This is a genomic window from Caldovatus sediminis (genome assembly GCF_014644455.1).
In the GTDB taxonomy this organism is placed as follows: domain Bacteria; phylum Pseudomonadota; class Alphaproteobacteria; order Acetobacterales; family Acetobacteraceae; genus Caldovatus; species Caldovatus sediminis.
This window is the reverse complement of the sequence record NZ_BMKS01000001.1, coordinates 168,166-185,145: the sequence shown is the minus strand read 5'-3', so window position 1 is coordinate 185,145 and position 16,980 is coordinate 168,166. Positions and strand designations below refer to the sequence as shown.

At 76.6% G+C, this 16,980-nt stretch carries 17 protein-coding genes; 12 read left to right on the top strand and 5 right to left on the bottom strand.

The genetic code is table 11. The annotated features are described in order from the left end of the window. Positions 1–34: 34 nt before the first annotated feature. Positions 35–880 carry a 16S rRNA (cytidine(1402)-2'-O)-methyltransferase gene (gene rsmI / locus IEX99_RS00820; protein WP_229677722.1) on the bottom strand — a complete coding sequence of 282 codons (846 nt, stop codon included), beginning with the start codon at positions 878–880 and terminating at the stop codon, positions 35–37. A gap of 143 nt (positions 881–1,023) precedes the next feature. Between rsmI and IEX99_RS00815 the strand changes: the two genes are divergently transcribed. Continuing rightward, positions 1,024–2,148, top strand: coding sequence for a penicillin-binding protein activator (locus IEX99_RS00815; RefSeq protein WP_188897460.1), 1,125 nt, complete (start codon positions 1,024–1,026; stop codon positions 2,146–2,148). 143 nt (positions 2,149–2,291) lie between these two features. Beyond that, the gene (locus tag IEX99_RS00810; protein ID WP_188897458.1) at positions 2,292–3,785 is read left to right on the top strand and encodes a sensor histidine kinase; all 1,494 of its coding nucleotides are present in this window, start codon (positions 2,292–2,294) and stop codon (positions 3,783–3,785) included. A gap of 37 nt (positions 3,786–3,822) precedes the next feature. On the opposite strand, the gene IEX99_RS00805 is transcribed toward IEX99_RS00810, so the two are convergent. Then, positions 3,823–4,203, bottom strand: coding sequence for a hypothetical protein (locus tag IEX99_RS00805; RefSeq protein ID WP_188897456.1), 381 nt, complete (start codon positions 4,201–4,203; stop codon positions 3,823–3,825). Between the two features lie 195 nt (positions 4,204–4,398). Here IEX99_RS00805 and IEX99_RS00800 point away from each other — a divergent pair, with 195 nt between their 5' ends. The 8 genes from IEX99_RS00800 to IEX99_RS00765 all read left to right on the top strand — a co-directional run bounded on the left by IEX99_RS00800 (position 4,399) and on the right by IEX99_RS00765 (position 11,410). Beyond that, complete coding sequence (locus IEX99_RS00800) at positions 4,399–5,736, top strand: aspartate aminotransferase family protein (protein WP_188897454.1); 1,338 nt, start codon at positions 4,399–4,401, stop codon at positions 5,734–5,736. 37 nt (positions 5,737–5,773) lie between these two features. Then, positions 5,774–6,628 (top strand): response regulator, encoded by an 855-nt coding sequence (locus tag IEX99_RS00795; protein ID WP_188897452.1) that lies wholly within the window; start codon positions 5,774–5,776, stop codon positions 6,626–6,628. Then, positions 6,625–7,668, top strand: coding sequence for a CobW family GTP-binding protein (locus IEX99_RS00790; RefSeq protein ID WP_188897451.1), 1,044 nt, complete (start codon positions 6,625–6,627; stop codon positions 7,666–7,668). The genes IEX99_RS00795 and IEX99_RS00790 overlap by 4 nt, the downstream gene beginning before the upstream one ends. 14 nt (positions 7,669–7,682) lie before the next feature. Further along, a complete protein-coding gene (locus IEX99_RS00785; protein ID WP_188898230.1) occupies positions 7,683–8,720 on the top strand; it encodes a WD40 repeat domain-containing protein in 1,038 nt (345 codons plus the stop codon). A gap of 67 nt (positions 8,721–8,787) precedes the next feature. Further along, positions 8,788–9,642 (top strand): aldo/keto reductase, encoded by an 855-nt coding sequence (locus IEX99_RS00780; RefSeq protein WP_188897449.1) that lies wholly within the window; start codon positions 8,788–8,790, stop codon positions 9,640–9,642. After that, a complete protein-coding gene (locus tag IEX99_RS00775) occupies positions 9,639–10,346 on the top strand; it encodes a hypothetical protein (protein ID WP_188897447.1) in 708 nt (235 codons plus the stop codon). Before IEX99_RS00780 ends, IEX99_RS00775 begins: the two co-directional genes overlap by 4 nt. Before the next feature lie 102 nt (positions 10,347–10,448). Then, positions 10,449–10,871 carry a DUF3775 domain-containing protein gene (locus tag IEX99_RS00770; protein WP_188897445.1) on the top strand — a complete coding sequence of 141 codons (423 nt, stop codon included), beginning with the start codon at positions 10,449–10,451 and terminating at the stop codon, positions 10,869–10,871. A gap of 104 nt (positions 10,872–10,975) precedes the next feature. Then, positions 10,976–11,410 carry a hypothetical protein gene (locus tag IEX99_RS00765; RefSeq protein WP_188897443.1) on the top strand — a complete coding sequence of 145 codons (435 nt, stop codon included), beginning with the start codon at positions 10,976–10,978 and terminating at the stop codon, positions 11,408–11,410. 344 nt (positions 11,411–11,754) lie between these two features. Here IEX99_RS00765 and IEX99_RS00755 read toward each other — a convergent pair whose 3' ends face one another. Next, entirely contained in the window at positions 11,755–12,567 is an 813-nt protein-coding gene (locus tag IEX99_RS00755) for a DUF1194 domain-containing protein (protein ID WP_188897441.1), read from the bottom strand. Positions 12,568–12,792: 225 nt separating this feature from the next. Between IEX99_RS00755 and gtdA the strand changes: the two genes are divergently transcribed. Further along, positions 12,793–13,887 (top strand): gentisate 1,2-dioxygenase, encoded by a 1,095-nt coding sequence (gene gtdA, locus IEX99_RS00750; protein ID WP_188897439.1) that lies wholly within the window; start codon positions 12,793–12,795, stop codon positions 13,885–13,887. A 64-nt stretch (positions 13,888–13,951) separates the two neighbouring features. Beyond that, positions 13,952–14,401 carry a hypothetical protein gene (locus IEX99_RS00745; RefSeq protein WP_188897437.1) on the top strand — a complete coding sequence of 150 codons (450 nt, stop codon included), beginning with the start codon at positions 13,952–13,954 and terminating at the stop codon, positions 14,399–14,401. Between the two features lie 30 nt (positions 14,402–14,431). Here the strand turns inward: IEX99_RS00745 and IEX99_RS00740 are convergent, their stop codons facing one another. Beyond that, a complete protein-coding gene (locus IEX99_RS00740; RefSeq protein ID WP_188897435.1) occupies positions 14,432–16,198 on the bottom strand; it encodes a sensor histidine kinase in 1,767 nt (588 codons plus the stop codon). 22 nt (positions 16,199–16,220) lie between these two features. Next, on the bottom strand, positions 16,221–16,922 hold the full coding sequence (locus tag IEX99_RS00735; protein WP_188897433.1) for a response regulator transcription factor: 702 nt from the start codon (positions 16,920–16,922) through the stop codon (positions 16,221–16,223). Positions 16,923–16,980: the final 58 nt, after the last annotated feature.

The window sequence follows — 16,980 nt, the reverse complement described above, 5'->3', positions numbered from 1 at the left end:
GCGCCGTCCGCCCCCACCGTCCCGGCGGGCGCCGTCACCGCCCCGCGCGGCTCAGCGCGAGCGCGCGCGCATAGGCGAGCTTCCGCGCCACCCCCGTCGCCGCCGCCACCGCCGCCGCCGCGTCCCGCACGCTCATCCCCGCCGCCAGCGCCTCGCGCAGGCGCGCATCCAGATCCGCCTCGCCCGCCGGCGCCTCGGCCTCGGGCGGGCCGACCACCACCACCACCTCGCCACGCGCCGGATGCCGCGCATACCACGCGGCCAGCTCGGCCAGGCTGCCCCGCCGCACCTCCTCGAACCGCTTGGTCAGCTCCCGCGCCACCGCGGCCGGGCGGTCCGCCCCCAGCGTCTCCGCCATCGCCGCCAGCGACTCGTCCAGCCGATGCGGCGCCTCGTAGAACACCAGCGTCGTGCGCAGGCCGGCCCGCTCCGCCGCCCGCAGCCGGCCGAGCTCGGCCGCGCGGGCCCCCCCCCGCACCGGCAGGAACCCGACGAACAGGAAGGGATGCGGCGGCAGGCCGGAAAGCGTCAGCGCCATCACCGCCGCGTTCGGCCCCGGCACCGCTGTCACCGGCACCCCCGCCGCGATCGCCGCGCGCACCAGCCGGTAGCCCGGGTCGCTCATCAGCGGCGTCCCGGCGTCCGAGGCGAGCGCGAGCTTCTCCCCCGCCGCGAGGCGTTCGAGCAGCCGCGGCACTTGCGCGGCCTCGTTGTGTTCGTGCAAGGGGACGAGGGGAACGGACACGCCCTGCCTTGCCAGCAGGGCGCCCGTGACCCTGGTATCCTCGCACAGCACCGCGTCGGCGCTCCGCATCGCCTCGAGCGCCCGGGGCGAGAGGTCGCCGAGATTGCCGATCGGTGTGGCTACGAGCGTCAGCAACCCCGGAGGAGGCCCGTTTGTCCGCGACCGCCGCGATGCCCCGTCCGCTCCGCCTTCTTCGTTCCCTCGTTCGTCCGCTGCCGCTGCGGCCACGCCCGGCCCTCCCCGCCGCGCGCCTTCCCGGCGGCGCGGCGCGCTCCCTCGTGCTGGCGCTGGTTGTCGCCCTCGCGGCCTGCGCGCCGCAAGCCCCGCCGCGCTATTTCGGCGGCCCGTTCCGCGGCCCCGATCCCTATGCCCAGGTCCCGCGCACCCAGGTGGCGCTGCTCCTGCCGCTCTCCGGCGGCAATGCGCAACTCGGCCGGGCGATGCTGAACGCCGCCCAACTCGCCCTGTTCGAGCAGGGCGACCGCACTGTGGAGTTCGTCCCGCTCGACACCGGCGGCAGCCCCTCCGGCGCCGCCGCCGCGGCCCGCACGGCGGTCTCCAACGGCGCCCGCATCATCGTCGGGCCGCTGACGGCGAGCGAGACCTCCGCCGCCGCCGGCGCCGCCCGCGCCGCCCGCGCGCCGATGCTCGCGCTCACCAACGACGCGGCGCAGGCCGGCGGCGGCGTCTGGACGCTCGGCATCACGCCGCAGCAGCAGGTCGAACGCGCGATGCAGGTGGCGGCCGCCACGGGCGCCCGCCGGATCGGGGTGCTGGCGCCGGATGACGCGTTCGGCCGCCGGCTCGCCCAGGCCGCGCGCAAGGCGGCCGCCGACCTCGACCTGCCGCAGCCGCAGATCGTGATGCACGCGCCCCGCGGCGACATGGCGCATGCGGTGCGCCAGCTCGCCGACGCCACCGCGGCGGTCGGCGGACCCGACGCGGTGCTGATCGGCAGCAGCGGCGAGCGCGCACGCCAGGCCGCCGCGGCGATCGCCAGCGGCGGCTTCGCGACGCGCCCGCGCCTGCTCGGCCACGCGCTCTGGCTCGAGGACGAGTCGCTGGCGCGCGACCCGGCGATGGAGGGTGCGCTGTTCGCCGCGCCCGATCCCTCCGCGCGGTCGGGCTTCGTCGCGCGCTACCTCGCCGCCTTCGACGAGCAGCCCTCGCGCATCGTGGCCGTCGCCTACGACGCGGCCGGCATCGCCGCGCGGGCCGCCGGGGGCGGCCGAGGGGCGATGCCGCGGCTCGGCGACGGCGAGCTGTTCCTGGGCGCCGACGGTCCGATCCGGCTGCTGCCCGGCGGGCAGGTGGCGCGCGGCCTCGCCGTGTTCACCTTCGACGGCTCGGGCGAGCCGCGGCTCGTCGAATCCGCCGCCCCGCCCGGTCCGGCGGGGATCTGAGCCGGTCGGGGCGCGCCACCGATGGACCGGGACCGCGGCCGGCCGGCGACGCGGACCCGCCCCGCGCCGTGCCGCGGCCGGCGCCCCTCGCGGCCGTGCCGCACCCGACGCTGAGCAGCCCCGAACGGGACGCTGCGGCCGCCATGGGCGACCGCGCGACCGCGCCGCCACTGCCCCCCGCCGGACGCTGGCTGTGCGCGGCGCTGCTGGTCGGCGGCGTCCCGTCGGCGGCCCTGCTGCTGCTGCTCGCCGGCGGCTGGCTCGCGCCGGGGCCGGGTCTGCTGGCCCTCGCCGCGACGCTGCTCGCCGCCGCCCTCCTCGCCTGGCTCTGGCTCCGCGACCTGCTGCGCCTTGCCGCGGCGCTGCGCCAGGCCGCGGCAGCGCGAGAGAGCACCGCCGCCACGGGCGCGCCTCCGCCCTCCGCGCTCGAGATCGCCGCGCCGCTGGTTCCGGCGGTGAGCGAGGTGGCCGAGGGCGCCGCGCGCCTCGCCCGGCGCCTCGAGGAACGCTGCGCCCGGCTCGAGGCGATGCGCCGTGCCGACGCCGCCATCCTCGAGGCCCTGCCCGACCCGCTGCTGGTGCTCGGCGCCGGGCGGCTCGTGCCGCTGCGCGCCAACGCCGCCGCACGGGCGCTGTTCGGCATCCCCTCGGCCGGCCCGGCGGCGGGCGACGCCGCGGCGCTGCTCCGCCACCCCGCGCTGGCCGAGGCGGTGGACCGCGCCGCCGCGACCGGGCAGGCGCAGGCCGCCGACCTCACCCTCGCCGTGCCGGTGGCGCGCGAGCTGGCGGCGACGGTGATCCCGCTCGACCCGCCGCTCGCCGACGGCGGGCGGCTGCTGGTCGTGCTCGCCGACCGCACGCGCGAGCGCGCGGTCGAGCGCATGCGCGCCGACTTCGTCGCCAACGCCTCGCACGAGCTGCGCACGCCGCTCGCCTCGCTGATCGGCTTCATCGAGACGCTGCGCGGTCCCGCCAGGGACGACCCGGAGGCGCGCGCGCGCTTCCTCGGCATCATGGCCGAGCAGGCGGAGCGCATGCGCCGGCTGATCGACGACCTGCTCGGCCTGACCCGCATCGAGCTGACCGAGCACACGCCGCCCTCGGGCCGGGTGGACCTCGCCGCCCTGGCGCGCGCCGAGGCCGAGGCGATGGCGCCGATCCTCGCCGCGCGGCGCGTGACCCTCGCCCTCGACCTGGCGCCGGAGGGGGCGGCGGTGGCCGAGCCGGCCGACGCGGAGCAGCTCGCCCAGGTGGTGCGCAACCTGCTCGACAACGCGGTGCGGCACGGGCGGGAGGGCGGCACGGTGCGGCTCGCCGTCGCGCCCGCCGGGCCCGGCATGGCGCAGCGCCTGCCGGCGGCGCGCCCGGGCGTGCTGCTCAGCGTCACCGACGACGGCCCCGGCATCCCGCGCGAGCACATCCCGCGCCTGACGGAGCGCTTCTACCGCGTGGACCGCGGCCGCTCGCGCGCCGCCGGCGGCACCGGGCTCGGCCTCGCCATCGTCAAGCACATCGTCAACCGCCACCGCGGGCAGTTGCTGATCGAGAGCGAGGAGGGGCAGGGGGCGACCTTCCGGGTGTGGCTGCCGGCCCCGGCCGCCGGGGCCGGGACGGAAGGGGCGCCGGCGCGGCGCTGATCCGGCGCGCGGCCGGGGCCGGCGGCGCGCCGCCCGCTCAGCGCGCGAGCGCCGGATACATCAGGCTCTGCAGCAGCATGATCGCCATGCCGCCGGCGTTGATCGCCCAGGCGACGGTGAGCCAGCGCGCCAGCATGCCCCAGGCCTCGCGCGGGACGCCGAGCGGCGCGGGCGAGTCGATGTTCCCGCTGCAGCGCCAGATCGAGACCAGGATCCAGACCGTGTAGACCGCGCCGACGGCGATCCCCCCGAGCGCCCAGGGAAGGCCGGCGAGGCCCGCCAGCGGCGGCCCGGCGATCAGGATCGCGAGCACGATGCTGCCGGCCACGCCCCAGCCCCAATAGAGGGGCGCGAGACGCCCCCGACCCTGCCAGTAGCGCAGGATCGGGTTGTGGATCGGGGTCGCGACGGCGTTCATGGTGCCAGTTCTCCCGGGGGACCTCCCCTCGGCCGGAAGGACCTTGCACCCTCGCGGGTTCCCCGCGCCAGCCGGTTGCGGTGCGCCGCAGCATCGCGCGCGCCGCGAGGCCTGCCGGCCCGGCAGGCGCGCGCGGGCGCTTGCCGCCGGGCCCGCGCTGCGCTTCCTTGCCCCGACCGCCGGAGGGCCGCCCGCATGAACGAGATCACCGCCGCCATCCCGCGTCCGAACAACCTCGACGCGTTCTGGATGCCCTTCTCCGACAACCGCTACTTCAAGGCCCATCCGCGCCTGCTCGCCCGCGCCGAGGGCATGTCCTACTACACGCCGGACGGGCGCGAGATCCTCGACGGCACCGCCGGGCTCTGGTGCTGCAACGCCGGCCACGGCCGGCGCGAGATCACCGAGGCGATCCAGCGCCAGGCGGCGGTGATGGACTTCGCGCCGACCTTCCAGCTCGGCCACCCCGTCGCCTTCGAGGCCGCGGCGCGCGTCGCGGAGATCACGCCGCCGGGGCTCGATCGCGTCTTCTTCACCAACTCGGGCAGCGAGAGCGCCGACACCGCGCTCAAGATCGCGCTCGCCTACCACAAGGCGCGCGGCGAGGGCTCGCGCGTGCGGCTGATCGGGCGCGAACGCGGCTACCACGGCGTCGGCTTCGGCGGCATGTCGGTCGGCGGCATCGGGCCGAACCGCAAGCAGTTCGGCGCCCTGCTGCCCTATGTGGACCACCTGCCGCACACCCACCTGCCGCAGAGGAACGCCTTCTCGCGCGGCCAGCCGGAGCACGGGGCGGAGCTCGCCGACGCGCTGGAGGCGCTGGTCGCCCTGCACGGGGCGGAGACGATCGCGGCGGTGATGGTGGAGCCGGTGGCGGGCTCCACGGGGGTGCTGGTGCCGCCGCGCGGCTACCTCGAGCGCCTGCGCGCGATCTGCGACCGGCACGGCATCCTCCTGATCTTCGACGAGGTGATCACCGGCTTCGGCCGCCTCGGCGCCAATTTCGGCGCCGAGCGGCTGGGCGTGACGCCCGACATCCTCACCATGGCGAAGGGCCTGACCAACGCCGCGGTGCCGATGGGCGCGGTCGCCGTGAAGGGCGCGATCTACGACGCGGTGGTGAACGGCGCCCCGGGCGGGATCGAGCTGTTCCACGGCTACACCTATTCCGGCCACCCGCTGGCCGCGGCGGCGGCGATCGCCACGCTCGAGCTGCACCGGCGCGAGGACCTGCCCGGCCGCGCCCGCGCCATGGAGCCCTACTGGCAGGAGGCGGTGCACAGCCTGAAGGGCCTGCCGAACGTGGTGGACATCCGCGACTTCGGCCTGATCGGCGGCATCGAGCTGGCGCCGCGGCCCGGCAGGCCCGGCGCGCGCGCGACGGAGGTGTTCCGCCGCTGCTTCGACGCGGGCGTGCTGGTGCGCGTCACCGGCGACATCGTCGCCCTCTCGCCGCCGCTGATCGTCGAGCGCCACCAGGTGGACCGGATCGTCGGCACGCTCGGCGAGGCGATCCGGGCGGAAGCCGCCTGAGGGGCGGGGACGAGGCGCAGGCCGGCCGGCGCACCCCATGGCGGCACGCCCGCTCCCCCGGATCGCCTCCGCGGCGGTGCTGCTGCACGCGGGGCCGCCCGACGGCCCCGAGGGGCCGCTCGCCGTGCTCGTGCTGGCGGAGCGGCCCGACGTCCGGGAGCGGCTGGCCCTGATGCTGCGCGGCGCCGGGCACCGGACCGACGCGCTGGCCTCGCCGGCGGCGGCGCTCGACCGGCTGCACCTCGCGCCCTACGACGCCCTGGTCGCCGCCTTCCGCCCGCCCGCGGCGCCGGTGCTCGCGCTCGCGCGGGCCCTGCGCGCGATGCCGCCGCCGATGGGGCGGATCGCGCTGCTCGGCCTGGCGCCGACGACGAGCGAGCGGCAGCGCCGCGACATCGCCGCCGCCGGCTTCGACCACGCGCTGGCCGAGCTCGTGCCCCCGGCCGAGGACCTGCTCGAGGCCCTGCGCCGCGCCGTGCGCGCGCGCTGGGGCCCCGGCCCGCTGAACGCCGACCTGCGCGATGCCCTCGCCGCCCGACTCGCGCCGGAGGCGCTGGAGGCCTCCGACGACGCGGCGATGCGCGCCGCGGGGGAGCGGGCGCTGGCGCTGCGCGCCGGCGGCAGCGCCTGGACCGCCGCCGCGGTGCGGGAGGCGGCGGAGGAGATCGCCGCCGCGCTCGCCCCGGTCGGCGCCCTGGCCGCCCCGGCCGCGGCGCGGGCCCTCGCCATGGCGCCGGAGCGGCGCAACGCCCTGCTGCCGCCCCTGCTGTCCAGCCTGGTCGCGCTGCGCGGCGCGCTCCGCCGCGACCGGGAGGCGCGAAGCGGCGCCCGAGGCCCCATATCAGGAGCCGGCAGAGACACACCCCACGATCCGAAGGACGACTCCCCGTGAGCGAGACCCGCAACGCCGCGGACCCGCGTGCGCAGATCCCCGTCACCGTCCTCACCGGCTATCTCGGCGCCGGCAAGACCACGCTGCTCAACCGCATCCTCACCGAGAACCACGGCCGGAAGTTCGCCGTGGTGATCAACGAGTTCGGGGAGCTCGGCGTGGACAACGACCTCGTCGTGGACGCCGACGAGGAAGTGTTCGAGATGAACAACGGCTGCATCTGCTGCACCGTGCGCGGCGACCTGATCCGCATCATCGGCGGGCTGATGAAGCGCCGCGGCCGCTTCGACGGCATCATCGTCGAAACCACCGGCCTCGCCGACCCCGCCCCCGTGGCGCAGACCTTCTTCGCCGACGAGGACGTGCGGCGCGCGACCAAGCTCGACGCCATCGTCACCGTGGTGGACGCCAAGCACCTGCCGGCGCGCCTCGCCGACAGCCCCGAGGCGGAGGAGCAGATCGCCTTCGCCGACATCGTCGTGCTCAACAAGATGGACCTCGTCACGCCCGAGGAGGCGGCCGAGGTCGAGCGCCGCATCCGCGCCATCAACCCCTGGGCCGAGATCCGTCGCGCCACCAGGGCCGACGTCCCGATCGAGAGCGTGATCGGCCGCGACGCCTTCAGCCTCGAGCGCATCCTCGAGCGCGAGCCGGAGTTCCTCGCGGGCGAGAACGAGCACGAGCACGACTCCGACGTCGTCTCCCTCAGCTTCGAGGTCGAGCGGCCGATAGACCCGGAGCGGTTCAACGCCTGGATCACCCAGCTCCTCGCCACCAGGGGCCAGGACCTGCTGCGCACCAAGGGCATCCTGCACTACCAGGGCGAGGACCGGCGCTTCGCCTTCCAGGCGGTGCACATGCTGGCCGACGGCGACTTCGTCGGCCCCTGGCGGGAGGGCGAGCCGCGCCGCAGCCGCATCGTCTTCATCGGCCGCGACCTCAACCGCCCGGTGCTCCGCCGCGGCTTCGAGGCCTGCCAGGTGGACGACCCGCAGGCGGCCGGGAACGAGGTCGCCCGCCGGGGCCCGGACCGGGCGTGAGCGGCGCGGCGGGCATGGAGGGCGTCGGCGCGGCCGACGCCCTGCTCCGGAGCCGCGGCCGCTCCGCCGAGCTCGGCGCCTGGGTGGTCGGCGTCGCCTTCGGGCGCGAGGGGCGCGTCTGCGCCTTCGGCCTCGGCGACGGCACGGTGCGCCTCGCCGCCCCCGGCCAGCCGGCGGAGGAGTGGCGGACCGTCGCCGCGCATCCGGAGGGCGCCTGCCTCGCCCTCTGCGCCGACGCGAAGGACGGCGCGCTCTCGGGCGGCGACGACGGAAGGCTGGTGCGCGTCGCGCCGGACGGCGCGGCGGAGGAGCTCGCGCGCTACGGCAGGAAATGGGTGGAGCACGTCGCGGCGCACGAATCCGGCGTGCGCGCGGCGGCGGTCGGCAAGGCCGTGCACCTGCTCGACGGCGCGGGCAGGCCGCTGAAGTCGCTCGCCCACCCCTCGAGCGTCGGCGGGGTCGCCTTCGACGCCAGGGGCAAGCGCGTGGCGGCCAGCCACTACAACGGCTGCTCGCTCTGGTTCGTCGCGGCGAGGGAGGACAAGCCGCGCGTGCTGGAGTGGAAGGGCAGCCACGGCGCCATCGCGATCTCGCCGGACGGGGCGCACGTCGTGACCGCAATGCAGGAGAACGCGCTGCACGGCTGGCGCCTCGCGGACGGCCAGCACATGCGCATGTCCGGCTACCCGTCGAAGACCCGCTCGCTCTGCTTCACCGCCAGGGGCCGCTGGCTGGCGACGAGCGGGGCGGAGAGCGTCGTGCTCTGGCCGTTCTTCGGCGGCGGGCCGATGGGCAAGGCCCCGACCGAGCTCGCCGGCGGCGACGGCGTGCCCTGCACCGCGGTCGCCTGCCACCCGCAGCAGGAGGTGGTGGCGGCCGGCTTCGCCGACGGGCTGGTGGTGATCGCGGAAGTAGCCTCGGGGCGCGTCGTGCCGGTGGCGGCGCCGGGGCGCGGGCCGGTCTCGGCGCTCGCCTGGAACGCGGCGGGCACCGCGCTCGCCTTCGGCACCGAGACGGGGTTCGCGGGGCTGGTGGACCTCTCGAAGCGGTAGCCCGCGGGCCGGCACGACCCGCGGCCGGCGCGTGCCTGATGGCGCCGCCGGCGGTATGCTGCGGCGCATGGCCGCACCCCCCTCGCCCGGCATTCCGGCGATCGCCCTCCCGCACGCGGCGGGCGTCCGCATGCCGCGGCTCGGGCTCGGCACCTGGCCGATGGCGGGCGCGGAATGCCGGCGCGCCGTCGAGTCGGCGCTGCGCCTCGGCTACCGCCACTTCGACACCGCGGCGATGTACGGCAACGAGGCCGAGATCGGCGCCGCGATCGCCGGTTCGGGCGTGCCGCGGGCGGAGGTCTTCCTCGCCACCAAGGTCTGGCACGACCGGCTCACCCCCGATGGCGTCCGCGCCTCCTGCGAGGCGTCGCTGCGGCGCTTGCGCCTCGGCCATGCCGACCTGTTCCTGGTCCACTGGCCGAACCCGGCCATGGACCTCGCCGCGGTGCTCGGCGCGCTGCGGCGGCTGAAGGAGGACCGCCTCGCCCGCGCCACCGGCGTCTGCAACTTCCCGCCCGGCCTGCTGCGCCGGGCGCTGGAGATCGCGCCCGACGCGGTCTCCTGCCTCCAGGTCGAGTACCACGTCCACCTCTCGCAGGACCGGCTGCTGGAGATCGCCCGGCCGCGCGGCATCCCGCTCACCGCCTACGCCCCGCTCGCCCAGGGCGCCGCGGAGCGCGACCCGGCGATGCGCCGGATCGCGCAGAGGCACGGCGCGACGCCGAGCCAGGTCGCGCTCGGCTGGCTGCTCGGGCAGGCGCTCGTCGCCGCCATCCCGAAGGCGGCGAGCGCGGCGCACCAGCGCGCCAACCTCGCCGCGCTCGACCTGCGGCTCGATGCCGCCGACCTCGCGGCGATCGCCGCCCTGCCGAAGGGCCGGCGGATGGTGGACCCGGGCTTCGCGCCCGACTGGGACGCATGAGCCGCGCGGCGCCCGTCCCCGGCCGCGCCGCGGTCCTTCTCGCCCTGGCGGCGGCCGCCGCCCTGCCCGCGCCGCCGGCCGCGGCGCAGCTCCGCTCGATCGAGGAGCAGCGCGCCGGCGCCTGGCTCTACCGCGCCGGGCGGACGGGCGAGCGCACCGCCTGCATTCTCGAGACCGAGCGCCCCGCCGGTACGCTGGGCGGGCATGTGCGCCTCGCCATGCTGAACCAGCCCTTCGAGTTCCACCTCTCGCTGCGCGACCTGCGCTGGCGCATCCCGCCGGGCACCACCGGCCTGGTGCGGCTGGAGATCGAGGGCGGCGCGACGCGCTACGGCGCCAACCTGCGCGCCCGGCAGGCGGGGCCGGACCGGACCGAGGTGGACCTGGCGGGCGACCCGGAGGGCGCGGCGCGCATCCTCGCCGCGCTGCGCGCGGGGCAGCGGCTCTCCGTGCGGATGCCGGACGGGCAGGTGATCGGCGCGCCCCTCGCCGGCACGGCGGTGCTGGTGGGGCGCTTCCACGACTGCTTCCGGCGCCGGCTGATGCCACGCCAGACCCGCGCCGCGGCGCCCGCGACGCCGCCGCTGCCGCCGCCCGCCGCCGCCGGCCGGCCCGCGAAAGGGAGCGGCGCGGCGGCCACCGCTCCGCGCAACCCCCTCGCCGGGCCGGACGCCGCGACGCGCCCCGATGCCGTCTGGCGCTGACCCGGCTCCCGCCTGCCGCGCCCGCATGGAACCGCCGGCCGCTCCGTGGCCTAATGATGCGGCGCGCCGCCCCCCGGAGCGCGACTGATGGAGGACCCGCCCATGGTCGAACGGGACGACGACGACGAGGTGGATCTCGGCATCAGCCTCGAGACGGTCGCAACCATCGTGGACCACGCCCGTGCGCTGCAGGCGAAGGCGACCGGCGAGGCGGAACAGATCTCCGAGGGCGAGGACAGCGAGGCCGCGATGCTGCGGGAGCATCCGGAGGACGTGACCGAGGACGCGCTGCGCGCCTTCATCAACGACCTCAACGAGGACGAGCAGGCGGCGCTGATCGCCCTCGCCTGGGTGGGCCGCGGCGACTACGACGCCTCCGAGTGGGAGGAGGCGCTGCGCCTGGCGCGCGAGCGCGGCGAGGGGCGGGACACGGCGGAGTACCTGCTGAACATGGACATGCTCGGCGACCTCCTCGCCGAGGGCGTGGCGGCCTTCGGGCTCTCGATCGAGGAGGTGGACCGGTAGCGCCGCGGCCGGCGGCCGGTCCGCCGGCGGCGGGGCGGCCGCGGGGAACGGGCGGGCGGGGGGCGGAGTTCACGCCCGCGGCGATCTGGTCTAGATGGGCCGCCGTGCCGCCGCTCCTCCGCCTGGTCCCGGTCGTGGCGCCGGTCGCCCTGCTCCTCGCGCTCGGCAGTTGCGCGGCGCGCGACGCCTCGCTCGCCGATGACGCGCGCACGGCGATGGTCGGCCTGCGCGCCGACGACCTCCGGCTCTGCGCTGGTCCTCCGGACAAGCGCGAGACCTCGGAGGCCGGGGAGTTCTGGACCTACGACCGCACGCCCTCGGGCGGCGGCGTCTCGGTGCCGGTGCCGGTCGCGGGAGGCAGTGTGAGCCTCTCGGGTGGCGGCATGTGCCGCGCCACCTTCCAGCTCGTCGAGGGCAGGGTCACCCGCACCAGCATCAGCGGCACGAACGAGCTCGGCGTGGCCCGGGATGCCGCCTGCGCGCCGGTGGTCCAGGGCTGCCTGCGGATGATCCGGGCCGGAACGATCCGCACGGAGTGACCGCGGCGGGACGCGCGCGGGGGGGCGCCGCCCGTCGTCGCCCGCGCCGCCGGCGAGGGTGTCGTCGCCGGCCCCGCCGATCAGCGTGTCCCCGGGATGGAGCGACGCGGGGCCGAAGTCGCCGGCGACCAGCACGTCGTCGCCCGGGCCGCCGCGACCGAGGATCGTGCCGTTGCCGGCAAGGCCGGCGATGGAATCCGGGCCGCTGGTGCCTTTGTGGCCATGGCCGGGCCTCCTGCGTGCTCATTGCGCAGGCGACCACGACGGCGCTGGCGGTTTCAATCCATTATCAGCATATTCATTAGAGAGGGGGGCGATGGCATTCAAAACACTCCGCCGCGGCCCTACCCGGACATCGGCCTCGCGGGCCCGCCCGGCGGCGCGCCGACCCCGGCGATCTCCCGGATCAGCTTGCGCTTCACGGCGATCGCGAAGGAGTGGAAGTCCTCCGCCGGGATGACGAAGGCGCCGGGCCCGCCGATCACGCTCTCCCGGTAGTACTCGTCGAGCGGCACCGGCGGCAGCCGGCCGAAGGTCGGGCGGTCGTTCAGGATCGGCAGGCCGTTGATGGTGATGCCCTCGGCCACCGCCCGGTCGCGCGCCTCCTCCGCCGGCGGCCCGCTGTTGTTCACGCCGTCGCCGGAGACGTCGATCACCCTGCGCGTCGCCTCCCACGGGCTCTCCGCGAACAGCCGCCGGGAATGCTCGATGCCGCCGGAGATCGAGGTCCAGGAGAGCGAGACGCGCGGCGCCCGGGCGAGCATCTCCGCCCATTCCTCCGCCTGCTCCTGGCTGGCGATGCGGAACCAGGGCAGCACCGTGCGCTGGTACTCGATGCCGCCCCACTCGACGTAGGCGATGCCGATGGCGCCGAGCATGCCCGCCCTGATCGCCTCCACCACCTGCGGGCTGGCGATGGCGCTGCGGTAGCCCTCGCGCTGCAGCCGCGCCTCGTCCTCGTCGATCGAGCGGCTGACGTCCACCGCCAGCACGAGGTTCACGTCCACGGGGGCGTGGCCGTCGCCCGGCGTCGCGGCGCCCCGGCTGGCGGCCCGCGCCGCCCGGGGCCCGGCGGGACCCAGGCCGGTGACGACGGGGAATGCCGCGGCCGCCGCGCCGAAGCCGGCGGCCGAGGCGAGCAGGGTACGTCGGCGCATGGCCGCCTCTCCTCGCTCGGTTCACCGATCGAAGCGCAAAGCGGGCCGGCGGTTCAACGGCGTCGTGCGGCTTGCACGAAGGTGAAGGCGGTGCGGCCAGGGCGACGCGGAATCCGGGCCCGCCCGGCCCGTCCCGCCCTTGCCCTCCGCCCGCGGCCCGGGGGAGGGTGGGGCGGGGCGGGCCGGGCGAGACCGGCCTCCGCCCGCCCCGGAAGGATCGAGCAGATGGACGGCACCACCCCCGCCCAGGCCGCCGCGCGCCCCGGCGGCGGCGACACCAGGGCCCGCCTGGAGGCCCTCTATGCCGAGATGCGCCCGCTGCACCTCTTTCCGCTGTGGGAGGTGCTCGCGAACCTCGTCCTGCCGGCGCCGCGCCCGGCGGCGGAGCCGCACCTCTGGTCCTACGCGCCGGCGCGCGAATTCCTGCTGCGCGCCGGCGCCCTGATCAGCGCCGAGCAGGCGGAGCGGCGCGTGCTGATCCTGGAGAATCCCGGCCTGCCCGGAACCTCCGCGGTCACCTCCAGCCTCTACGCCGGGCTGCAGCTCATCCTTCCGGGCGAGGTCGCGCCCTGCCACCGCCACACCCAGTGCGCGCTCCGCTTCGTGATGGAGGGCGACGGCGCCTACACCGCGCTCGACGGCGAGAAGGCGGTGATGCGCCCCTTCGACCTGGTGCTGACGCCCAACTGGCAGTGGCACGACCACGGCAACGCCACCGACCGGCCGATGATCTGGCTCGACGGGCTCGACATCCCGACGGTGCGGTTCTTCGACGCGAGCTTCGCCGAGCGCCTCGCCGGCGCGCCCGCGCACCCCGAGACCGTCGCCGCCGGCGACACCGCCGCGCGCTACGGCCGCAACCTGCGCCCCTTCCGCGGCAGCGCGGCGGAGCGGCGGCCGCGCGACCTGCCGCTGTTCCACTACCCCTACGCCGAGTGGCGCGACTCGCTCGCCGTCGTCGCACGGCACGGGGCGCCCGATCCGCATCTCGGCCACGCGCTGGAATTCGCGAACCCCGCCGATGGCGGCCCCGTGATGCCGACCATCGCCGCCCATGTGCGGCTGCTGCCCGCGGGCTTCGCCACGCGCGGGCGGCGCGCGACGGACGGCACGGTGTTCGTCGTCGTCGAGGGGCGCGGCCGGGCGCGGATCGGGGGCCGCGAATTCGCCCTGGCCGAGCGCGACACCTTCGTCGTGCCGGCCTGGCAGGAGCTGGAGCTGGAGGCGGAGGCCGCGGCGGAGCTGGTGCTGTTCGGCTTCTCCGACCGCGCCGCGCAGGAGAAGCTCGGCCTGTTCCGGGAGTGGCGCGCGCCGCCGTAACGGTCCGGCGAACCGCCGCCGCGGCCGCGCGTTTCCCCGGTCCGAGCGGAGAGGGACCCGGACCATGCCGAAGCAGCGCAGCGCCGCCCCCGGCCGACCGTCGAACGCCGGGCGCGCCGGCCGGGAGGAGCAGCCCGATCGGGCACGGGAGCGCGACCTCGAGACCGGCGTGAAGGACTCCTTCCCGGCGAGCGACGCGCTGTCGGCCACCAACGTCCTGGGCACCCGCGCGGTGCCGCCGGAGCGCATCCTGCGCGACGAGGCGGCGCAGCCGGAGGTGGCCGGCGCCACCCGCCTCGCCGCGCGCTTCCCCGACCACGAGACGGCGAAGCTCGCCATCGAGGCGCTGGTGCGCGAGGTGCCGCTGGACCGCCACCGCGCGGAGCTGACCGAGGCGCCGGGCGGCGCGGCGACGGTCACGGTGCTCGCCGCGCCGGGGGAGGCCGAGCGCCTGCGCGCGCTGCTCGCGCTTCATGGCGGCCACCTCGTCGCGGAGCCGGGGCGGAGCGCCTGAGGCGGCCCGCGGCGCCGGGCCGGCCGCCGTTCAGGCCGCCGGCAGCCGCACCACGAACCGCGCCCCGATCACCTGGCCCGCCGCGTCGCGCCGGTTCTCCGCCGCGATCCGCCCGCGCAGCCCCTCGACGATCTGGCGGCTGATCGAGAGGCCGAGGCCGGAGTGCTGGCCGAAGCGCTCGCCGCGCGGACGCTCGGAATAGAAGCGCTCGAAGATGCTCTCGAGCTTCTGCTCCGGGATCCCGGGCCCCTCGTCCTCCACCGTCACCTCGACCATCGCCCCCGTCGGCCGCGCCCGCACCCGGACGGTGCCGCCCTTCGGCGAGAAGCTCAGCGCGTTGCCGAGCAGGTTGCGGAACACCTGCACCAGCCGCCCCTCGACGCCGCGCACCACCAGCCCTTCGGCCGGCGCCTCCAGCACCACCCTCGGGTCGTCCTCGGCCTCGCGCGTCGCGTTGTGCAGCTCGGCGAGGGTCGCGAGGATCGGCGCCACGTCCACCGGCTGCGCCACGGTGCGCGACAGCTCCGCGTCCACCCGCGAGGAATCGCTGATGTCGGCGATCAGCCGGTCCATCCGCACCGCGTCCTCGGCGATGATGGCGAGCAGGCGCTTCTGCTGCTCCGGGTTCTCGATCCGCCGCAGCGTCTCGATCGCGCTGCGCACGGAGGTGAGCGGGTTGCGCAGCTCGTGCGCCACGTCCGCGGCGAAGCGCTCGTTGGCGTCGATGCGCGCCCAGAGCGCGCGGGCGGAGTTCTGCAGGTCGCGGGCGAGGATGCCGATCTCGTCCTCCCTCCGCTGCAGCTCCTCCGGCACGCTGCCGCCGCGGCCCTCGCCCTCGCGCATCCGCGCCGCGGCGCGGGCGAGCTGGAGCATCGGCGTCGCGATGGTGCGCGCGAGGTAGAAGGAGAGCGCCACCGTCAGCACCAGGGCCGTGCCGAACAGCAGCAGCACGGAGGCGCGGACCTCGAACAGCCGGCGGTCCACCTCGCGCGCCTCGCGCGTCAGCAGCACGATGCCGACCGACTGGTTGCCGCGCCGCGCCGGCTCGGCGACGCTGACCAGCAGCCGCCCCTCGGCGGTGCGGCGGATGTAGGGCGTGACGCCGCCCTCCAGCGCCATGCGCAGCTCCTCGCGCCGGTCGGGGCCGAGCTCGGGCTGCCAGTCGAAGGAGGGCGCGTCGGGATTGAGGTCCACCACCACGTCGGTGCGCCGCGCCCCGCCGAGCAGGGTGCGCGGCAGCACCGCGACCAGCCAGTCGTAGATCCCGGCGACGGTGGCGGAGAGCGCACCGCGCGGCTCCGGCGGCGGCAGGGGCTCGGTCACGATCGCTCCGCCGCTGCCCTCGCGCACGCGGCTGTCGGCGACGAGCAGGCCGGTGGTGTCGAACAGCTTGGCCTGGGTGTTGGGCGAGGGCTCGGTCAGGCGGCGCAGCAGCGGGCGGGCCTGCTCCGGGACCAGGACCGGGCGCTCGTCCTGCACCCGTGTCGCCGCCTCGGCGATGCCGCCGGCGTAGATCCGCGCCTGGGTGCGGAGCGCCTCCACCTCCGCCGCCAGCAGGCCGTTCTGGTACTGGTCGAGGTAGAGCAGCGACGCCGCGAGCAGCGCCGGCGGCAGCGCGTTGAGCAGCAGGATGCGGCGCAGCAGCGGCGAGGAGCGCCGGCGCGGCGGCGCCGGCGGCCGCGGCGCGGCGGCCGTCTCGGCGTCCCGCGCGGCCGGCCGCGGCGGCTCGGCCGTCTCCCGCCGCAGCGTCGGCGCGGGCGGGGGCGGTGCCGCGGTCGGGGCGGCGCCCTCGGGCATGACGGCGGCGCGTTCCGTCCCCTCAGCCCTCCTTGTAGCGGTAGCCGATGCCGTAGAGCGTCTCGATCTGCGAGAAGTCCGGATCGGCCTGGCGGAACTTCTTGCGCACGCGCTTGACGTGGCTGTCGATCGTGCGGTCGTCCACGTAGATGTTCTCGCCGTAGGCGGCGTCGATCAGCTGGTCGCGGTTCTTCACCATGCCGGGGCGGAGCGCCAGCGCCTTGACCAGCAGGAACTCGGTCACCGTGAGCTGGATCGGCTGCCCCTTCCAGGTGCAGGTGTGCTTGCTCTCGTCGAGCACTAGGTCGCCGCGGGTGATGACGCCGCCGGGCGGCGCGCCGCTGCCCTCGGCCCGGCTCACCTCGTTGCGCCGCAGCAGCGCGCGGATGCGCTCGAGCAGCAGGCGCTGGCTGAACGGCTTGGTGATGTAGTCGTCGGCGCCGAGGCGCAGCCCCATCAGCTCGTCCACCTCCTCGTCCTTGGAGGTGAGGAAGATCACCGGCACGGCGCTGCGCTGGCGCAGCCGCTGCAGCAGCTCCATCCCGTCCATGCGCGGCATCTTGATGTCGAGCACGGCGAGGTCCACGGGCCGCGCCAGCAGCCCCTGCAGCGCGCTCTCGCCGTCGGTGTAGGTGCGCACCTGGAAGCCTTCCTGCTCCAGGGTCATGGAGACCGAGGTGAGGATGTTGCGGTCGTCATCCACCAGGGCGATGGTGTGCGGCATCGTGGATCATCCGGTAGGCCGGGCAGGGGGGCCGTCCTGCGCAACCCCGGCCCGGAGC